The sequence below is a fragment of the Avibacterium sp. 21-586 genome (assembly GCF_026226775.1).
In the GTDB taxonomy this organism is placed as follows: Bacteria; Pseudomonadota; Gammaproteobacteria; order Enterobacterales; family Pasteurellaceae; genus Avibacterium.
In genome coordinates, this window is record NZ_JAKKOD010000001.1 from 962,714 (window position 1) to 981,104 (window position 18,391).

The window sequence follows — 18,391 nt, forward strand, 5'->3', positions numbered from 1 at the left end:
GCACTTTGCCTATTTATTAAGGCGATTTTAGGCGGCATAGATGAATAATAAAATGTGGTATAGAATAGCGTAAAATGGGGAAAATTGATAGAACTTTCAATTTGCCATAGCTCTAAGTTTTATGGATAGAATCAAGTAAATTGATTAAATTTCGTTTTTGCTCGTTATTCAGGTGCTCCCAATGGTAGTCTAAACGCATTTTCAGTGCATCATTACGAATAGGAACATATTCATTTCTGACAGAAAATGTCAAATTTTCTGCTTGTACATCGGCAAAAAACCAACTAATAGGCGTGTTTAAAATGACGGCAATATTTACCAAATGTGAAACATTAATCTTGGTTACGCCACGCTCATAGCGTGAAAATTGTTGTTGAGATACGCCAATTTGCTCTGCGAGATTTTCTGCTGTAAACCCCAATTCTTTTCGTCTTTGTTGAATTTTTTTACCCACCGCGATATCAACCCTCGCTGCAATAAATTTACTCATTCCTTTCTCCGTAAATAGATACTCTTTGAATGATATTTTTTGCTATTTATACGCTTGAGTTGATCTCTTTAGTGTTGTATATTTTATAAAATACGCCTCTTATGAGTATTTAACTATCCAAGATAACCAAAAGGAGAAAAATCTAATGAAAAAAGTTTTCATCACTGCAATGATTTTAGTAACCACGAGTTGCGCAATGCTTCAGTATCCCGCTATGCCAGCAGAACGATGGTATAAACAAGGAACAACCGCCCAAGACGCCAGAGTTAGTAATGCAAAATGTATTTATGATGTAGGAATGAATAAAGTTGACCCAACAGAAAAAAATACGCTAATCGCCAGTTGTATGGAGGCTAAAGGATTCATATGGGGGGTATCCCCAGATGATAAGGAAAAATGGGAACAGAAAGTCAAAATGCTAAAAAAACAAGGTTATCAGCTATATTAAGATAACCATATCATTGACTACTATATCCAGTATCTTTGTTTCTTTATTGTTTTATTAATAATTATGAATTTTGGGATGAAAAAATGAATAAGCTTATTTTACTATTATTGAGTTGTCCTTTATTGATTACCTCTTGTGCAACGCAGAATAAAACGCCTCATAGCGAGAAATTCGTTACCGTTGATGGTAGCACCATAAATATCTATTACGGCGTAGGAAAGCCAGGAGATGCCCCCAAAAGTCCAACACCTTCGCAAGATCACCTCCGTGTGATAACAAGAGGACATACTGCCGCCCAGGTTGCACTCAATGGTACTTTCGGGGTAATTCTCTGCAATCCATTTTCTTTGCTTCCGTGCAGTTGGAACAATCTTGGTTTTTCAAAAGAACAACTTGAGGGAACCATAACAAATATTCCTAATATTAGTCATAGTTACGCCTATCCTAAATATATAGAGGCGATAAAACAAAATATTCGTTTCTCTACTACACAAGATTATTCACCTATACCCATTTATTTCTATGCAAAACCTAATTATCTCGTTTATGACGATGACTACTTCAAACTAAAAGTAGGATTCACAATTTATGCTACACATTCCAGAGTTGATGGTGCGTTTAACTGTGAAGAAGAAAAAACAGGTATTACTTACGAACAATGGATTGCTAATAATTATACTTTAGCAGTAGAGGAAGGTAAAAAATTAATCGACAAATGTTTCGAACGTCTAGATAAAAACCATTTTGAAAACTTACGTAACTTAATGGAGAGAGAGAGGAAAGAATTTTTATAATAATACTAAACATAAAACATCGACTTAAAATGACAAATCCATTTTTAAAAACGGATTTGTCATCCTTTAGCTATCTCTCTACCCTCGATATGTATATGCAAAAGAATTGCTAAAGTACGTTGCTTTTGATATAGAATTTAGGGCTAATTTACTCCCCCCTAAAATTAAGTACCTCATATTCAACAAAGATAAAGCCTAAAGGGACTGGTTTAGCATCTGAAATTAAGTCTTTTAATACTTCTTATTTAATAAAAGCAAATCTAGTACGACAAGCATCAGTAAGCGTTATTATCCCTTTCATACAGGGCAATGTCTTTCGACTAGATTTTTATGGCAATACTGCAGCAATGTTTGTGTCTTAATCCCTTTCGTACAGGGCAATGTCTTTCGACTTAGTTGTCAGTTTTGCCATTTGTTGTTGTTCCAATACACATTGCGTTAGTAACATATTTCTCTCCATAGATATCTGTTACATACCAGACACCTTGTGAGAATTCTAATTCGGTAGCTGTCGATTGATATACCGATTCCCCACCGAAATAACAGTGTACTGAAAAAATCGTTTTTTCGGAACTAAAGAGATAGTTTAAAAGAAAATAAAAAATTAAATAAACTAAAATTGGTGTAATTAGTAGTAAATTTTTTGTTCTTTTACTTAGATGTTTAAGCATCTTCTTTTTCTTCCTTTTCTTGAGCAGATTCTGCTAATTCTGTTAGTTTTTCAAATACTTCTTTATCAACAAGGATAAACCCTTGTGGTGTTGGTACAGCAGTTGGCATTATCTGATTTAGAGCTTCTTTTTTTATATAGATTAAGCCAATTCTGTGTAGCTCATATAGGTCTACTTGTCCATCTTTCACATTAGATTGTTCTGGGTCAAAACCAATAACCCCAATGTAATCTTGATCTAAGAGTTTTTGACATTTTTCGCAAGGTTTAGTCTTAATCCCTTTCGTACAGGGCAATGTCTTTCGACAGAATAATTCTCTGGGCTAGAAACGAAAAAGAGTCTTAATCCCTTTCGTACAGGGCAATGTCTTTCGACAGCTGAAACAGAGTCAGAATTAATTAAACGTGCAGAGTCTTAATCCCTTTCGTACAGGGCAATGTCTTTCGACGATACCGCTTAAGTGCGGAATTTGACGGCGATATTGGTCTTAATCCCTTTCGTACAGGGCAATGTCTTTCGACGACAACACGGAGGACGCATATAACCAAGCCAGAGAAAGTCTTAATCCCTTTCGTACAGGGCAATGTCTTTCGACAGCTATTCGATAAAGAATAATAATTAAGGGTAGTTAAGTCTTAATCCCTTTCGTACAGGGCAATGTCTTTCGACTAGACAGTGCTATTGACCGAGAGGTCCGTAAACTGTCTTAATCCCTTTCGTACAGGGCAATGTCTTTCGACATTCAGTAAGCAACTCTATTGACTGGCTTAATCGGTCTTAATCCCTTTCGTACAGGGCAATGTCTTTCGACTCTGTCAAAGAAGACATTAAAGCCCTAGATAAATTAGTCTTAATCCCTTTCGTACAGGGCAATGTCTTTCGACAGCTAGGCGTTGTACGGATAGAATGGTTTTAATAGGTCTTAATCCCTTTCGTACAGGGCAATGTCTTTCGACGAAAGTACAATATAATAAAAGCACGAAATGAGAGAGTCTTAATCCCTTTCGTACAGGGCAATGTCTTTCGACTGAACCTTACTCAACACACTTTTACCCAAGAGGTCTTAATCCCTTTCGTACAGGGCAATGTCTTTCGACTCGCTTAAATAGCGAGCAAACGGTTAAAGCTGAAGTCTTAATCCCTTTCGTACAGGGCAATGTCTTTCGACGGTCTACAGTGGATCAATCGTAACGCTAAAAGAATAAGTCTTAATCCCTTTCGTACAGGGCAATGTCTTTCGACTGCTAACGCAAGTTGGGAAGTGGCGAAACGTGGTTGTCTTAATCCCTTTCGTACAGGGCAATGTCTTTCGACGGCACGGTGTAGTGGATAATGACGAAGAATTATTACGTCTTAATCCCTTTCGTACAGGGCAATGTCTTTCGACCATGTCGAAAGATATAGTTCCGACAAAGATCTAAGGTCTTAATCCCTTTCGTACAGGGCAATGTCTTTCGACTTAATGACGAAGAAGTCATTAAAGCAGAAGCAAGGGTCTTAATCCCTTTCGTACAGGGCAATGTCTTTCGACATTGGCTTAACAGACAAGCTAATCGTCTTAATCACGTCTTAATCCCTTTCGTACAGGGCAATGTCTTTCGACAGTGGCTAAAATTAATTTAACATCGGAAGATGTTAAGTCTTAATCCCTTTCGTACAGGGCAATGTCTTTCGACAAAGAAATAATTTAAGGGGAAAAGCTATGGAAAACGAGTCTTAATCCCTTTCGTACAGGGCAATGTCTTTCGACGGTCATACCGCTTAACATTAGCTGAAAATGAATCGTCTTAATCCCTTTCGTACAGGGCAATGTCTTTCGACACATTATATGGAGATTCAATTATGTCATTACGTGAGTCTTAATCCCTTTCGTACAGGGCAATGTCTTTCGACTTAACTAACAACGAAAGGAAAAGACTATGAACAATCGTCTTAATCCCTTTCGTACAGGGCAATGTCTTTCGACATTATCGATGATCTGTTTGATAAAGAATAAAGTGTCTTAATCCCTTTCGTACAGGGCAATGTCTTTCGACAGCAGAAATGCGGGAATACCGTATTGCATTAGCTGAGTCTTAATCCCTTTCGTACAGGGCAATGTCTTTCGACAGAGCTCAAGCAATTAATTTAGTAGAGGTAAAAGAGTCTTAATCCCTTTCGTACAGGGCAATGTCTTTCGACTTAAACCATGAGGAAGTAATTAAAGTAGAAGAAAGGTCTTAATCCCTTTCGTACAGGGCAATGTCTTTCGACAACAAGTGGCTAAAATCAACCTTACATCTTCTGATGGTCTTAATCCCTTTCGTACAGGGCAATGTCTTTCGACAGTGGTTAAAATCGACCTTACATCAGAAGATGTAGTCTTAATCCCTTTCGTACAGGGCAATGTCTTTCGACCGCTCAAGGTGATTTTTCTTTGTGCGATCAATAAGTTATAAAAACCTTTCGAGAAAATGATCGCACTTTGAAGAGTTAGGTTTCGACTTGGATAATATTTAACCAACTTTATTTCTCTATGCCACAATTTTTTGACTCACCTTTCCTTCATTATTGAGAGGTAAGGCTGTCCAAATTATGCCTTCTGGAAGTATTGCTTCACCAAGCTGCCATTGTTTTGCGTTGCTCGGTAAAGGATAAACCCGAAAATCATCTTGCTTTTTATGAATGAGTTGCAAAATATCATCAATACATTTCTGTAATGTTTGGCAATCTCCTTCAAATAAAAATACGCTATATTGTATAGGCGTGGCGTATTTTACCATTTTTCTATGGACTCTTTGCAAGCGTTTTTCATCGGAAATATCATACCCTAATAAATATTGCATTTTTTCACCGCTCTTTTTAGTTAAAAGACGAACTCGACATTTTTTAGCATTGTGTGCAAATTAAAAAAGTAACTTTGCAAGTGCCATTGCCAATCTTTTACGATTTCTGGTGATGATAATAAGGTGCTGCTACGACGTTGTGGCGATACATTAGATTGATGTTCTTTGAATAATTTGCTGAGATCATAGCAATTTTCGGTGAGCATTTTTCGCCATTCGGCAATCACTTTTTCATAGGCTTGATAAAAATGCACTCTACCCGCTTTGCCAAGAAAACAGCCTTCTTGTGTGGTGGTGAAGTGATCTGCTCGCAGTTCTTCACGGCGAAAACAACCAAGCAACCAGTTATCCACAATTGGGCGTAAGGGTTCGATTAGGTCGCAAGCAAGAGATTCTCGCCCATAGTCTAAGCTGTGGTAAAAACCAATGTAGGGATCAAGCCCTGCGGAATACGCACATAATACGGCTTCGGCGTGTAGCATTGTATAACAGAGCGAAAGCCCAACATTGAAGGGATCTCGCGGTGGGCGGCGATTTCGTCCTTGAAAATCAAGTGCTGGTGGTAGATATTGGCTGAGTGCGGAAAAATAGACGGCGGCGGCGCGTCCTTCTATTCCCCTTAACGCTGGTAGATCGGGTTGTTCATTAACCCGACTGATAAGGCTATCCAATTCACTCACTTTTTTGATCAGTTTATCTTTTTTATCTGGACGTTTGCTAATCGCTTCCCATAGCCAATTTTTTTGTGTGATCAATTTAGCCAACACAACATTTTTTGCATAAACAAGACAAAAAAGCTCATTTTGACTGAGCTGATATTGGGCAATTCTGCGTTGCGCATCATTATGCGGTTGTGGAATAAATAAAGTAGGGGTATTTTTTCTGCCCGATAAGCAGATGATTCCTATGCCTTTTTCACCAAATTTAGCGAGCAATGAAGCTTGTAATTTAACATTACCTTTAAGATAAACGCGATCAATGGGCGCAAGAGGAATGGTGCCTACACGCTCGCCATTTTCGTAACAAGCAAGAGCTTCGCTATTAAGTTTAATTTCAATTCCTTTACGATCAATATATAAGCTAGACATAGTTCCTCCTAAATCAGCAAAAAAGGTTGAGTTGATTGAAGGTGTGCAATGCCATAAAGCATAGGTTGGGTGTCTTTGTGTAATTGAAAAATAAATACACGGTCGCCCATTTCTAGCATTGTTTCAATTTGTTGCTTGAATTCTTCAAGTTCGTTGTCAGTCATCCAACATTCATAGAAGGATTTTTGTCCACCGATGGCATAGGCTTCCACTTTTTTATGAATACGATGTAGCCGCTTATTTTCGGTGATGTCATAGGCAATGAGGTAACGCAGGCGTGAACTCATTTTTCCCTCCTAATGCACTTTTATTTGCGCTATAAGGCGGCGGAATGCCGGATCACGTTGCAAACGCAAATTTTGGTGGCGTGCGTAGTAGTTTTCCACGTCATAGCCAAATTCCGCGCGAAGTTCTTCGTCATCAATATAACGACCATATTCATTGTTTAATTTACGGCGTAAGGCTTCCAAATTATGGATCCATTTTAGGCCATTTTTGACGAAAAAACGTCCACGATATGCAAGATCTGAGGCATATTCAGTGTAGCCTGCAATAATCGCTTGCACTTCGCTATCTGTATAAGGGGATACGGCAAATGTACCTTGCTGCGCAGGTTGTTGATAAGTTTCAAAACGTGCATTAGCTGAGTACATTTTCTTCTCCTTATTTTAGATGATTGCTAACAATACCCCCTATCATAAATAACAAGAAAAAAAAGAGTAAAAATAACAAATTTGTTATTTTCATTTCTTGCAACAACTACAAGGGGAAAAACCTGTAAGTTTTAATAGCTCTTCATTTATTTCCAAACCTTTTTCAAGGATTTTAGAAATATAAAATAAGAGCATTTGACTATAAATATTTTTTCTTAAATTATAGACATACTCAAAATATTTACCGTTATCAGAATCATTTTTCTTAAAATAAGCACGACGAACATCATATTTAGGGCAATTTTCCGTTAGAACTTTGAACTCCTCAATATTTTCATTAATATCAACAACAATACTAGTAACTCCTGAATTTTTCTTATTAACAGGGGTAAGATAATGTTCAACGATAAAATCTAAATCTTCTTTAAGGTTAAACTTTTCCTTAATAATGGTCGAAAATTCCCATTTTTTATTAATATCATTTTGAGCTTCCAGCTCTGGGAAAATTTTTTCAAAGTAGGCTCTATACTCATCAGGATTATCAACATTTGGCATTTGATAATTAGAAAAACGGCTCTTTAGCTTTTCACAATCTTTATCTGCATGAAAAGAAGAGTTATGAATCTCAAAAACCCATCTTGTTTGATTATTCTTTTTTTCTATAATTAAATATTTATCCATCTCAACTTTTAGATCGAAATAGATTCTTTCTGCAATTACTAAATTTTTTGCTTCATCCTTAGTAAAAAAACCAAGGTCAATATCAAACTCCTTCAATTCATTATTATAATATGAATATTTATAGTTATAAAATGCCTCATTAAAATCTAATCTCGCTAAAAACTTACCTAAGTTATTATTTGTTAAGTAGTACATAATCATCTCCATTAAAGTATCTAATTGTTATACATTATATATAAGCATTTATTTAAATAGTTAAAAATACAAATTTGTATTTTATAATTAATATAACGCTTTACTTTTAATGCTTATAGCATACCCTTGTTTAAAAAATAATGGTGAAATTACAAATTTGCAAAACTACTGAAATAGACAAGAAGAAAAGGCTTTCTGTTTGTCAGAAAGCCTTTGATTAGGGAAATAGAAATGTTAATCTAAAATATGTTTGAGATCGACTTCGATTCCTTTGACTGAAATCCGTTCTAAATCCACCAATAATTCAAAACGCCCATAGGAGGAAGAAGGAATATAAGGGATATTTGTTTTATTAATAGAAAACGCCGCTTTGATTTTCTTAACTAAATCATTACGCGCTTCCGCTAACACTTTTTTCACTTCCTCCGCATAAGCACTGGTTTCTGTCCCAATTCCTTTAAAGCGTTTATCTAGTTGACTGCCCGCTTTAATGGCTTGATAAATGGGTAAAAAATAGGCTTTAAATAACTGCTCATTATCTAAATTTTGCTCGCAAATTTTGTTCAACACCACACTTAACAAAATACTATAACCCTGCGGAGCAAGCTTAATTACCGTTTCACCAAATTGTACTTTGCGATCATCAATCGGTGATAAAAAGGTGATTTTGGGTTCTGCCAATAGATTTTGTGCTTTTTGTACAGAATCACTGTATGAAATCGTGTTTTGCAATAAACCTTCTGGCACACCAAGATTTAAACGTACCCAAGGGATCTCCGCGAGCATTACGTTTCCTTCTTTTGCATCTAAAGGCTTACCATCTTTACCCGTAATAATGTAGGAATAAGGCTTAGGATAGAAAAAGCTATCTTGATTTTCAAAACCTTCAGAAACCAAAACGTGAGAAAGGCTATCCTGTTCACGTCCATATAATGAAAGCGCGTAACCTAAGAAAAAGCCCATTGTTTTGCGCCCACCAGCAATGGAAACGTGAAGTGCGGCATTATCATCTTGGCATAGCTCCGCCACAAGGCGAACAATTTGATCTGAAGCAAGACTATTTTCTTCTGGCGAACGAATGTCTTCTAATTTGTGATGATCTCTATCTTCAATTACTTCAATACAGCTTTCGTCAAAATGAATTTCGGAAAAGCCATATTGCTCACCATAATCTTGAATAAACTCAGCTAGCGCCCCAGCATTTTTCTTTTTGCCATTTTCAATGCCTAATAACTTTTCAAGCAATAAACGCTTGCCACGCAATGTGGTAATGACTCGAATTTCCGTCGGAATAAATCCTTTTTCCGTAATTAACGCATAAAGGGTTTCGGTTACCACCGCAGGTGACATTCCCGTTACCGAAAGCAAAATTTTTTTGTTATAGGTTTTCATTTCGCAATCCATTCTTGAATTAACTGTTTTAAACGTGCAATATCTTTCCCTTGGATAATATGAATCTCTAAGGATTTTGCACGGTTACTCACCGCTTCTGGCACTTCAAAATAACTCACTAAGCATTTTTTAGTCATTAAACCACCATAATCTTTTAAGGTTTCTAATTTATATAAAATATCTTCCGCTTTTTGTCCTGAGCCTTTGCCAAATTTCTGTGTTTTACATTCAATAATATGTAATTTATTTCTAGCTAAAAAAATAACATCAAATTCATTCTTATTACCACGATTTTGGGCAATATAATCACTTTTATTTTGTTGATATTGATCATTAGTCAGCTCTACATTTTCTAATACATCATCTACCTTTTTAGTCTCTCCTTTTTTAATTCCTTTGACTTGTTGAAAAACATAATCTTCTAACCAACCACCATTCAGGAATGCTCTTATCTCTTCATTTTTAAAATGAACTAATCTTCCGTTATAATCTATCAGACGTCGGAAATCTAACTCATTTAAGAAGTCTTCAAATTCAGCTGTCATAGAAAATTTTTTGTCAAATTCATATTTTAACTTATTTTTTTCTGCTTCTGCGGCTGCAAAATTCAGTGATGGTAAAACATCTTTATACTTATCATAATATTTAATCACAGGTTGCATTGGTTCTAATAGTGAGGGATTAATTTTATCTTGCGCTGCTTTAATGCTTTTTCCATATGCGGCTAAATAAGTACTCAGTGTTATGTTAGTATCCAATGGTTTATTAGCAATCCATTCTTTATTTTCATCTTTAGATAAAAAGATAATTTCATTATTGTCTGTATTGATGTAAAAGATCGGTTTCTCTATCATATTGAAAGCATCTGCTGCAGCAATAGAAATTAGTTTTGTTCCACCAGTAACATTTAATGCAACGTTTTTATCTTCATATTGTTCAACAAGAGATAATAATTGTTCTGATGTTTTTGCAAAATCAAACTCATCTTCAAGGTTAATCGGTTCAACTTGAACTTTGTTAGCAATAAACACTTTTGCTAAATGCTCTGCTTGTTTTTTCATTGCTTTTGATACCACAAAAACCGCTTTTTGAGGTTTAAATTCCATATCTAAAATAGGCAATAAATTTGGTGCCGCTTGCCCTGAAATTAAACAAAAATGAATATCAAATTTCATCATCAATTTCCTTAATAATTACAGTTGTTGAATATGATAGGGAATAAGACGCGCACCTTGTGCCGTTAATTCCTCAGCCGTTAGTTCTGTTCCGCGTTGTTCAAAGCGAACATTAACCGATAAAAAATAGAAAGCCGCCTCTTTCTCACAAACTTGTGCTGCAAGATGGATAGGCAATGTGCCAATGACAGTATCTCCTGCTTGAATAGCATCAAGATCCAAATGTTCAATAAAATGATCGATATGAATTCCTTGTTGTTGAATCCAGTCAATCGCACCTTGATGTCTAGAAATAAACCATACTGCCATTTTTATTCTCCAATAATTAAAGTGCGGTGATTTTATCGAACATTTTTTTCTATTATTAATTTTACAAATTTGTAATTTTATATTTGCCTAAGCCAAAAGTTGTATTTTTGCCATTATGCAACCACTGACCAAGATATAATAATTTAGCCCAATCTTCCGGTACATTCTGCAAATACCACTGCCCAACAAGCCCACCAAGTTTCATTTTTTGCTGCTGCCGTGAAGAATAACGTGCCCAATCTCGCCATTTTAAATTTCGACTTTGTGTGATTTGTGGAATACTTGCGATTAAACTGTCAAAATCTAAATTCAGTGGCTGATAATGAAACTCGCATAACAAGGCGATACGTTTTGCTAAACTAATTAAAAAACGCTCTAAGCTGATCGTTTTATCCGTCAGAGGTTTACCATTTTCTTGCAAGCGCAATGGTGTCAAAATTTCAAGATCTAAATTGGTAGAAAATTTTTTAGGAGATGCAAGCATTGTTGAATGTTCAATAATTTTATCGTCTAGCAAAATAGGAATACTCTCTTTTTCTGCTAATAAAGATAATGCTGAAAGCGCCGCTTTTCCACCTGCAATGTTATATTCCCCAGCTCTTTTAAACGCAAAGGTGATCAGTGGTAATTGTTCAACTAATTTGCCCATTAACACAAGGTTAAAACGTAAAACGTCCCCTATTTGATAATATTTTCTTCCCCACGAAGGTGGTTCAATAATATAACCATTGGGTACTTGGCTAAATTTTTGAATTTGATGACTTTCAGGAGCTGGCGTTTCAAAAATATTGGTGTAAGGGCAAGTACGATATAAGGGGCACGTTTTGCAATCTTCCAATTTTGTCATACAACAAATTTTGCGTAACGCTCGCCCAAATCCACCACGTAATGTTGAACCTGCATAATCAGGCAACTCAAAGGGTTGAGTTACCTGAAATTGCAGTTCATAACGAGCAACAGGGAAATTTTCTAACTGCACCATTAACCTGCACTCACCAATTTATTCAGTAGTTTTTTCAGATTTTTTTCCGTATCTTTTTTCTTAAAGTCAACTTTGCTTTTTAATAAATCTACGGTGATTTTTTCTTTAACGAATTGTTGCTCCGTTTCATTCCATTCTGTGGCTAAAGCCAGTAATGCTTGAGCTTCTTTAAGCAGTGGTGAGCCTGATGTGTCGATTTGTCGCTCTGTTGTATTTTGTAATTTCTCTACAAACTTCAACACTAAACGCTGATTTTCACTCGCCGAACTCAATAATTTTGATTTTGCTTGTTCTTCCGCTAAGCGTTGTGCTGCCCTTTCCTGAATACGATTTTGTTCTTCTTCGTACAGCTGTTTTAATTTTTGTTGCTCTGTATGGTGCTTCTCGATCAACACTGCTTTATCAATAATGTGATTTGCCAACGTTTGCTGTTCACACCATTGTTTCAATTTCTCATTTTCTTGTCCGTGGTTAATTTCCAATAAAGCCCAACCGAAAGGAAGCAAATCATTCGTTTGCTGACTAGTTTCTCCAGCAAGCCATAATGTGGTAGAACGATCTTTTTGGATAGATTTCCCACGCCCTTGCATTATTTTTATTTGAGCAGTTCCTGTATTGCGTAAAACTTTGCTATCTGCGCCATTTTTTCCTAAACGAATTAGGGCAATTTTCTTGCTATTAAATAAACTCTGAACAGAGGATACCCACTGACGATTGATTAATCCATTGGCAATTAATCGCTCGCATTCCTCGTTAAAAATTGGCACATAGTAATCATTTAAAATATCAAAAATTTCATTTAACTCATAAGCAGAAGTCCGCTTATGTTTATTTTCCCAAAGAGCTAAATCACTTTGAAATGCACGATATTGTCCCGATACAATGGTTTCTCTTCGCAAGCTAATCCCACGCCCTAAAATCCCTTTTTCGGTAGGTTTCTTTTTAAAATTAAGACAAAAATAGATTTTGCTATTAATTCCTTTCAATGGAACAAAATCACCAAATTTAACGGTTCTTAGCTCACTTTCCTTAAATTCTCCAATGTACTTTTTGATAAGATTTTCTTTACGCTCTAATCTTGGGGCGCCTGATTTTTTATGCGCAAGATCTAAAATTGCTGTTGCCAATGCGCCCTTAAAACTACTTCCTGGGATATAGGCATTATGCTCGTAAGGTAAATAGCTTGTGCGTTCAATAGCAAGTTTTGCAACCACCTCCCTTCCATTGCTTTCACGTTGTGCAACTTTTCCAATACGGTTCTCCCATTCGGAGGCAACCCCCTTCGCAACGTTAGCAAAATAATGAGAAAAATTAACCGCACTTTTTGCATTTGCTTTAAAAAAGCTTTGAATTCTTAACAAATTACTTTGTTTTGTTAAATTCAATAATTCATCGCGTTTTTCTTTAACTAAACATAAGTTGCTTGGTTCAAAATGGTAAAGAATTTGGTTATCTATTACATAATTTGTCGGCTCAAAATCCTCACCGCAGCCAATATGTATTGGGCTGAGCGGTGTAAGATAAATTTGATGAGTGTGCATAAATTCTTTTGTCATCACTTATTCCTTATCGGTAAAATCAAGTTCAACAGAAATAACAGGAGCATAACCTTGATGTACCGCATTTGCTTGGCTAAAGGATACGCTTGTCAATCCATTTCCCAAAAACGAGCGTTCAGTCCATTGTTCTGGGGTAAAAATAGCCCCCGCTTTTGCAAGAATAATCGGTTTTTTAAAAGGGTTCTCATCTAATGCCGCCAGGCTACCGTGGCGGCCAAAACGCGTGGTTAATTGATAAAAACAGTGTGATTTATCTAAACCTAAATTTTGTGGCGCAGTATTCGCTAAGGTTAAATACGCATTGGCTTTTGGATTAGAAAAATCAACTTGTTGTGGTTGGTCAGTTAAAATAAACTTCCCTAGCCCTGTTGAAGCATCTCTTCCATAGCCAAATTGACCGATATCCTGCAACACTAATTGAAGATCTGAAAGGCTAAAACGCTGTTCATCTAGAACTATATATAAATCAAATTCTGTACCATTTTCATACCGCACTTGAGAAGTTGCAAAAGGTGCAAAAGCATCTTCTCCTGTTGTTTGTGTTTGTCGATTAATCGAATTATGTAATTGCTCATACTCAATTCCCGAACTTACAACCTGCTTTTCTTGCTGATGAAATGCAATTCCTTGCCATTGATTTACGGCGTGTGAAGCAATGCTATCGGCCTTTATCCAAGCTAGTTTTTTCAATTTTTTACGATCTGCATCAAGCTTTTGATACCATAAACCGGATGGCAGCACTGGCATAGGAATATAGCCTACTGGCATTGCATTGGATACCACCATAAATGGCTTTTGATTGTCATAGCCTTGCAAAAGTACGGTCAATTTTTCTGAAGAAAATCGATGCACAATTGCCCAACATAACTGCCCAAAGAGCGTATCTCCCATAAGAGGCGTTCCAAATGCACTCATTGGACGTAACGTAAAACGATAAGTTTTCATTCAATCCGCCTTAATTATGCAAATGGATTAATTTCTTCCAAATTAACGGGTTTATTATCTACCATTAAATGTTCAAACGCTACTTTTCCATAACCACGAGAACCCGCTCCACCTAAACTATCTAGTTCTAATAAACGCAAACCTTTTAGGAAAAGCTCGACAAGTTTATCCGAATCTTGCTCAAACTGACGCAATGTGACTTTAAACTCGAACTTCGCTCCTGCAGGAACACGTTCTGTTTGTCTAGGGTTACCTGCTGTAGAAGTAATACGATCAATCGTATTCTCAAATTTTGCTTCTGTTGCTGGAAGATTATTTTGTTCTAAATGTGCTTGCCAATCTGGCGTAAACTCACAATCCCAGAAACCTAGACGTGCAACACCGATTTCTTTCACAATATCTTGTTCATTCTTAGCATCTGCATTAATACCAAATAAACGTAAAATATCTTTCACCATTTCAGGCTGAGCTGCTGTTTTACTATCTGAAATCGATAATGGCTTATCTTTTACTGCGCCACTACGCCATTCTAATAAAGAACGAATTTTTCCTTTTAAGCTAGAACCAGGAATGTAAGGTCGTTGAGTAATTGGATTTTTGATAACTGGATTATCGATCCCACCGATATGCATTTCACTATCACCAGACCCAATATGTAAGCCCGTTTTTAAAACTAATGTTGCTTTAATTTCAACAATATTATTCAATTTCATTTTTCCTCTCCCTAACTATTAGTTCTTCGTTGTTTCATATAATTTGCAATAACCAATTACTGCTTCCATAAACAATTTTGCATCACGCAAAGTTTCTCGATCATTTGCCTGATCAATCACTTTATTGAATACATCAACAAAACTTTGATCAATATGATCTCTTCCTTTAGCATAAGCGACCTTCGCCTTTAGCATTTTGATAAAAGGAACCAATTCCTCAAACTTGATTTCTGGGTCTTTCGCTTGCTGAACTCGTTCGTTCCAAATCGCCAACTCATCATAAAACTTACGAATTTGTGTCGTTTTGTTCTTTCCTTTAACTCTTTCACTATTTTCATCAATTCGAATTGATTTTGCACATTTATCCGCAATATCAGAAAAAATAGTGGCAGGCTTTCCTGCGCCAAAGGTAATTTTTTCAATTTCTTTTATCATAGTCAGTCCTTAATTGTTGCGAAGTTTATAAAAATAGTTAAATAGCGGCACAATAAAATCTAATTTATGCTTTTCAATACCTTGTTCTCCCAATGTTTGAGTAATTTTTTGTAATGCAGTTTCTCTTACCTCTTTGTCCAGTTTATCAACCACATAACGTACCGTACGATAATAAAAACGGCTACGCCACATTGTATTTTCTAAATTCTTTTCCGAATTCTGAGCTTGTTTTGCAAAATAAATCAGCGAATAAAGATACGATGTTGAAATTCGATATGTATTTGCTAATGTTTCAATATTTCCCTCTAAATCAGTTAATTCAGCCCATTTTTGCCAGCTTAAAGAAGTTTGGAAAATCGTTACTGCATTTTTTCCATCTACTTTTTTCGCTTGTTCCAACGCTTCTTCCGCCATTTCACCTAAACGATGTACTGGCGTTCCAACTTTTGTCATCACCATACCAGCTGAAAAGTGAATATCAGGGTTGTGTACAACATAACGAGTAAAATATTGCTGCATTGTGAAAGCTAATTTTTGCGTTGAATGCCAAGGACCTATTAGGAAGAAATCATCTCCCCCCGCAAATACGGTGTACATATTTGGATTATATTCAGCACAATATGCTGGCAACCATAAACTAAAAAACTGGTTCATCTGACGAGAAAGTGCGGCCATTTTGGCAAAATTTGGCTGTGCTAATCCAGATTGGAAGATTAAACCTAAATTATCCACATCCCCTTTTAATGTCATTAGTGCGGCTTGTCCAATATAACCTTCTTTTTCTTTATCGCTTACACGATCTTCACAAGCTAAATAATCAAAGGTTTTAATCGCATCAGAATAATGTTTAAGATTTTCTTCCTCTACTATTTTATATTTATCTTTATTTGCTACACCTGTTTCTGTAAAGTAAGGAATATACGCATTAATATAGCGGCGGGCATAGCCATTCCACAATGAATCACTTGTCTTTTTAGGAAGCTCAAAATCCCATAAACGCTTAATTTGCTGTGTTCTTGCTGGCTGTCCAAATTTGCCAGTAATCTCTTCATTAGATGTAAAAATAATATGATAGCCAAATAATGGAACAGTTAATTTATTGGTGTCTGTATCTTGATAAATGGCTGATTGACGATCACAAATAATCACACGATGTTTTTTAGCTAGATTCTCGCCAATACTAATCTGATCCAACGAAATAGCAGATGCCTGTTGCTGATTATCCTGAGCGGGGAAATTACTATTATATTTACACTCACCAAAAGGATACGCCACATTCTGCACACTTTGCGTACTTTCAGTTAAATCCAAACGTTGTAATTTCGTTCTTTCAAGCTGTTTAAATAAGCTATTGCGTAACGTTCTAAAATTTTCTGCAAAAAAGTCCGCACTTGATGCCGATTTAATAGCAAGCCCTAGCCCGATTAATCCATAGGTATTTTCAATAAACCATTGATTTAACTCATTCTGAACTGCATTAATCGCATTTCTTACCTTCTCTGAATTTGGTGCAATAATTAAAAATTTTCCTGCAGCATTCATTAATTGACTGGTGCTTGGCAATTCACAAGCCTCTAATACTTTTAATGCAGCTAATTCAGTAAATAAGGAAACTTGGAACGAACGTCCACGCAATAATTTTGCTGCACGTTTATTCGTTTCTCGTCCACCTGAAAAGATGAAATCTTGAATACCAAAAAAATCACCTTGAATTAATAAGAACGGTTGATCCTCTTTATTTTCTTTGATCAATACTAAAGTTGTTGCAATTGCAGTACTTGTTTTTAATTGGTCATAAAGAGAAAGTTCCTCAGTATAACTCGACGGTACATTTGTCATAAAACATTGCAATGCTGTATCAAAATGATCTAACCATAGAGGCAAATTTTCACGGTGAGAGACAGGAATTTTACCCAATGATTGTAAAAAATCTTGCCATAATGAATTTTTTTTCTGATCTAGATCATTTTTAGGTTTATGAGGTGTTGGAAAAATCGCATCAGCAGTGAGTGAGTGAATTGGATAATAATATGCCTCTTTTTTCTGTATTTGATTTTTCTTTGCTGCTGTTAGTTGGATATTTTCAAACAATGTTTTCAGTAATGAAAAATTAGCTAATTTTAGCTGATGTGAGCCAAGTGCAATTTCATTTGCTATATTGATTTCTTCACGAAATTGCAAATCATTAAGAGAAAAAAAGGTGGGAATATATTTATCCATTGCAGATAAATTGTGCTGAGGTGCAAATTCTTTTAAGCCTTGCATTAAACACGCAAAAGCCACTTTGCAAGCATTTTCTAATGACATATCTACTCCTAATTAGTGAAACCTGTGTAAATATAATACAATAGCTTTCCCTTAGAAAGAATTACAAATTTGTAAAAATAGAACTAATCTGATCTGACGCAAAGAACTACGGTGAGATTCCACCTACTTTTTCCTTTTCGCTTTTGAATATGCCGAATCGTAACCTTATGATAAAAATGTTTGAAGTCAAAGTGAGTGTAAATTTATTTGTATGGTAGATTGATTGCTATGCGCATTTCACTATAGTTTTAATAATATTGCTTTTTAATCTTATGGCACCGTAAACACGCATTTCTCAGAATCACTATCTAACAGTATATCATCTACCTTTTACTCAAGCTTTAATAAAATTTTCCGGATAAGTTCCCAATCTCGTTTCACGTGGTTCTACTTCAACTACACTTAGTTGAAGTCTGGTCGGTTTTGAATTATTTTTTAGATTCACTCTCACCAACCAACAACGGTAGTCTATCATTTCCCCCAAGGATATACTGAGTGCTTCCCCCCATTTCTATCTTAACCACACAAAAAAAACGCCACCGAGTTCCCTCAATGGCGTTCTTCTTCATTCAATACCTGGCGGTGCCCTACTCTCACATGGGAATATCCCACACTACCATCGGCGTTACAGCGTTTCACTTCTAAGTTCGGCATGGATTTAGGTGGGTCCACTGCACTAACGCCGCCAAGATAATTCTTTCTATTCTTTAAGTCCTTTCTCTTAGTTCA

The 18,391-nt window shown here is 36.0% G+C and carries 18 protein-coding genes, 1 rRNA gene and 1 CRISPR repeat array; of the genes, 2 read left to right on the forward strand and 17 right to left on the reverse strand.

The window, feature by feature from the left end:
- Positions 1-112: 112 nt before the first annotated feature.
- Positions 113-490: a helix-turn-helix domain-containing protein gene (locus tag L5B71_RS04375; protein WP_265757171.1), complete on the reverse strand. Its 378-nt coding sequence runs from the start codon at positions 488-490 to the stop codon at positions 113-115.
- 145 nt (positions 491-635) lie between these two features.
- Between L5B71_RS04375 and L5B71_RS04380 the strand changes: the two genes are divergently transcribed.
- Both L5B71_RS04380 and L5B71_RS04385 read left to right on the forward strand, forming a co-directional pair.
- On the forward strand, positions 636-938 hold the full coding sequence (locus tag L5B71_RS04380; RefSeq protein ID WP_265757172.1) for a hypothetical protein: 303 nt from the start codon (positions 636-638) through the stop codon (positions 936-938).
- Between the two features lie 83 nt (positions 939-1,021).
- Positions 1,022-1,732: a hypothetical protein gene (locus tag L5B71_RS04385; protein WP_265757173.1), complete on the forward strand. Its 711-nt coding sequence runs from the start codon at positions 1,022-1,024 to the stop codon at positions 1,730-1,732.
- Between the two features lie 663 nt (positions 1,733-2,395).
- Here the strand turns inward: L5B71_RS04385 and L5B71_RS04390 are convergent.
- The 16 genes from L5B71_RS04390 to rrf all read right to left on the reverse strand — a co-directional run bounded on the left by L5B71_RS04390 (position 2,396) and on the right by rrf (position 18,352).
- Positions 2,396-2,593 carry a hypothetical protein gene (locus tag L5B71_RS04390; protein ID WP_265757174.1) on the reverse strand — a complete coding sequence of 66 codons (198 nt, stop codon included), beginning with the start codon at positions 2,591-2,593 and terminating at the stop codon, positions 2,396-2,398.
- 79 nt (positions 2,594-2,672) lie between these two features.
- Positions 2,673-4,800: direct repeats of the CRISPR family, unit length 37 nt; unit sequence GTCTTAATCCCTTTCGTACAGGGCAATGTCTTTCGAC.
- Positions 4,801-4,916: 116 nt separating this feature from the next.
- The gene (gene cas2 / locus L5B71_RS04395) at positions 4,917-5,228 is read right to left on the reverse strand and encodes a CRISPR-associated endonuclease Cas2 (RefSeq protein ID WP_265757175.1); all 312 of its coding nucleotides are present in this window, start codon (positions 5,226-5,228) and stop codon (positions 4,917-4,919) included.
- Positions 5,229-5,248: 20 nt separating this feature from the next.
- Complete coding sequence (gene cas1 / locus L5B71_RS04400; protein WP_265757176.1) at positions 5,249-6,316, reverse strand: CRISPR-associated endonuclease Cas1; 1,068 nt, start codon at positions 6,314-6,316, stop codon at positions 5,249-5,251.
- An 8-nt stretch (positions 6,317-6,324) separates the two neighbouring features.
- Positions 6,325-6,603, reverse strand: coding sequence for a CRISPR-associated endonuclease Cas2 (cas2, locus tag L5B71_RS04405; RefSeq protein WP_265757177.1), 279 nt, complete (start codon positions 6,601-6,603; stop codon positions 6,325-6,327).
- 9 nt (positions 6,604-6,612) lie between these two features.
- Positions 6,613-6,969, reverse strand: coding sequence for a hypothetical protein (locus L5B71_RS04410; protein ID WP_265757178.1), 357 nt, complete (start codon positions 6,967-6,969; stop codon positions 6,613-6,615).
- A gap of 90 nt (positions 6,970-7,059) precedes the next feature.
- Positions 7,060-7,845 carry a hypothetical protein gene (locus tag L5B71_RS04415; protein WP_265757179.1) on the reverse strand — a complete coding sequence of 262 codons (786 nt, stop codon included), beginning with the start codon at positions 7,843-7,845 and terminating at the stop codon, positions 7,060-7,062.
- A gap of 234 nt (positions 7,846-8,079) precedes the next feature.
- Entirely contained in the window at positions 8,080-9,237 is a 1,158-nt protein-coding gene (gene csm6, locus L5B71_RS04420) for a CRISPR-associated ring nuclease Csm6 (protein ID WP_265757180.1), read from the reverse strand.
- Positions 9,234-10,415: a Card1-like endonuclease domain-containing protein gene (locus tag L5B71_RS04425; protein ID WP_265757181.1), complete on the reverse strand. Its 1,182-nt coding sequence runs from the start codon at positions 10,413-10,415 to the stop codon at positions 9,234-9,236. Before L5B71_RS04425 ends, csm6 begins: the two co-directional genes overlap by 4 nt.
- 15 nt (positions 10,416-10,430) lie before the next feature.
- Entirely contained in the window at positions 10,431-10,721 is a 291-nt protein-coding gene (gene csx16, locus L5B71_RS04430) for a CRISPR-associated protein Csx16 (protein WP_265757182.1), read from the reverse strand.
- 61 nt (positions 10,722-10,782) lie between these two features.
- Positions 10,783-11,703 (reverse strand): CRISPR system precrRNA processing endoribonuclease RAMP protein Cas6, encoded by a 921-nt coding sequence (gene cas6 / locus L5B71_RS04435; protein ID WP_265757183.1) that lies wholly within the window; start codon positions 11,701-11,703, stop codon positions 10,783-10,785.
- Entirely contained in the window at positions 11,703-13,259 is a 1,557-nt protein-coding gene (locus tag L5B71_RS04440) for an RAMP superfamily CRISPR-associated protein (protein WP_265757184.1), read from the reverse strand. Before L5B71_RS04440 ends, cas6 begins: the two co-directional genes overlap by 1 nt.
- 3 nt (positions 13,260-13,262) lie before the next feature.
- The gene (csm4, locus tag L5B71_RS04445) at positions 13,263-14,207 is read right to left on the reverse strand and encodes a type III-A CRISPR-associated RAMP protein Csm4 (RefSeq protein ID WP_265757185.1); all 945 of its coding nucleotides are present in this window, start codon (positions 14,205-14,207) and stop codon (positions 13,263-13,265) included.
- A 14-nt stretch (positions 14,208-14,221) separates the two neighbouring features.
- Positions 14,222-14,920: a type III-A CRISPR-associated RAMP protein Csm3 gene (gene csm3, locus L5B71_RS04450; RefSeq protein ID WP_265757186.1), complete on the reverse strand. Its 699-nt coding sequence runs from the start codon at positions 14,918-14,920 to the stop codon at positions 14,222-14,224.
- Between the two features lie 18 nt (positions 14,921-14,938).
- The gene (csm2, locus tag L5B71_RS04455; RefSeq protein ID WP_265757187.1) at positions 14,939-15,355 is read right to left on the reverse strand and encodes a type III-A CRISPR-associated protein Csm2; all 417 of its coding nucleotides are present in this window, start codon (positions 15,353-15,355) and stop codon (positions 14,939-14,941) included.
- 9 nt (positions 15,356-15,364) lie between these two features.
- Positions 15,365-17,662 carry a type III-A CRISPR-associated protein Cas10/Csm1 gene (gene cas10, locus L5B71_RS04460; protein WP_265757188.1) on the reverse strand — a complete coding sequence of 766 codons (2,298 nt, stop codon included), beginning with the start codon at positions 17,660-17,662 and terminating at the stop codon, positions 15,365-15,367.
- A 574-nt stretch (positions 17,663-18,236) separates the two neighbouring features.
- A 5S ribosomal RNA gene (gene rrf, locus L5B71_RS04465) occupies positions 18,237-18,352 on the reverse strand.
- Positions 18,353-18,391: the final 39 nt, after the last annotated feature.

Excerpts from the sequence above, each read along its gene's own strand:
- L5B71_RS04375 (WP_265757171.1), bottom strand. The coding sequence starts at position 490 with ATGAGTAAATTTATTGCAGCGAGGGTTGATATCGCGGTGGGTAAAAAA.
- L5B71_RS04380 (WP_265757172.1), top strand. The coding sequence starts at position 636 with ATGAAAAAAGTTTTCATCACTGCAATGATTTTAGTAACCACGAGTTGC.
- L5B71_RS04385 (WP_265757173.1), top strand. The coding sequence starts at position 1,022 with ATGAATAAGCTTATTTTACTATTATTGAGTTGTCCTTTATTGATTACC.
- cas2 (WP_265757175.1), bottom strand. The coding sequence starts at position 5,228 with ATGCAATATTTATTAGGGTATGATATTTCCGATGAAAAACGCTTGCAA.
- cas1 (WP_265757176.1), bottom strand. The coding sequence starts at position 6,316 with ATGTCTAGCTTATATATTGATCGTAAAGGAATTGAAATTAAACTTAAT.
- cas2 (WP_265757177.1), bottom strand. The coding sequence starts at position 6,603 with ATGAGTTCACGCCTGCGTTACCTCATTGCCTATGACATCACCGAAAAT.
- L5B71_RS04410 (WP_265757178.1), bottom strand. The coding sequence starts at position 6,969 with ATGTACTCAGCTAATGCACGTTTTGAAACTTATCAACAACCTGCGCAG.
- L5B71_RS04415 (WP_265757179.1), bottom strand. The coding sequence starts at position 7,845 with ATGTACTACTTAACAAATAATAACTTAGGTAAGTTTTTAGCGAGATTA.
- csm6 (WP_265757180.1), bottom strand. The coding sequence starts at position 9,237 with ATGAAAACCTATAACAAAAAAATTTTGCTTTCGGTAACGGGAATGTCA.
- L5B71_RS04425 (WP_265757181.1), bottom strand. The coding sequence starts at position 10,415 with ATGATGAAATTTGATATTCATTTTTGTTTAATTTCAGGGCAAGCGGCA.
- csx16 (WP_265757182.1), bottom strand. The coding sequence starts at position 10,721 with ATGGCAGTATGGTTTATTTCTAGACATCAAGGTGCGATTGACTGGATT.
- cas6 (WP_265757183.1), bottom strand. The coding sequence starts at position 11,703 with ATGGTGCAGTTAGAAAATTTCCCTGTTGCTCGTTATGAACTGCAATTT.
- L5B71_RS04440 (WP_265757184.1), bottom strand. The coding sequence starts at position 13,259 with ATGACAAAAGAATTTATGCACACTCATCAAATTTATCTTACACCGCTC.
- csm4 (WP_265757185.1), bottom strand. The coding sequence starts at position 14,207 with ATGAAAACTTATCGTTTTACGTTACGTCCAATGAGTGCATTTGGAACG.
- csm3 (WP_265757186.1), bottom strand. The coding sequence starts at position 14,920 with ATGAAATTGAATAATATTGTTGAAATTAAAGCAACATTAGTTTTAAAA.
- csm2 (WP_265757187.1), bottom strand. The coding sequence starts at position 15,355 with ATGATAAAAGAAATTGAAAAAATTACCTTTGGCGCAGGAAAGCCTGCC.
- cas10 (WP_265757188.1), bottom strand. The coding sequence starts at position 17,662 with ATGTCATTAGAAAATGCTTGCAAAGTGGCTTTTGCGTGTTTAATGCAA.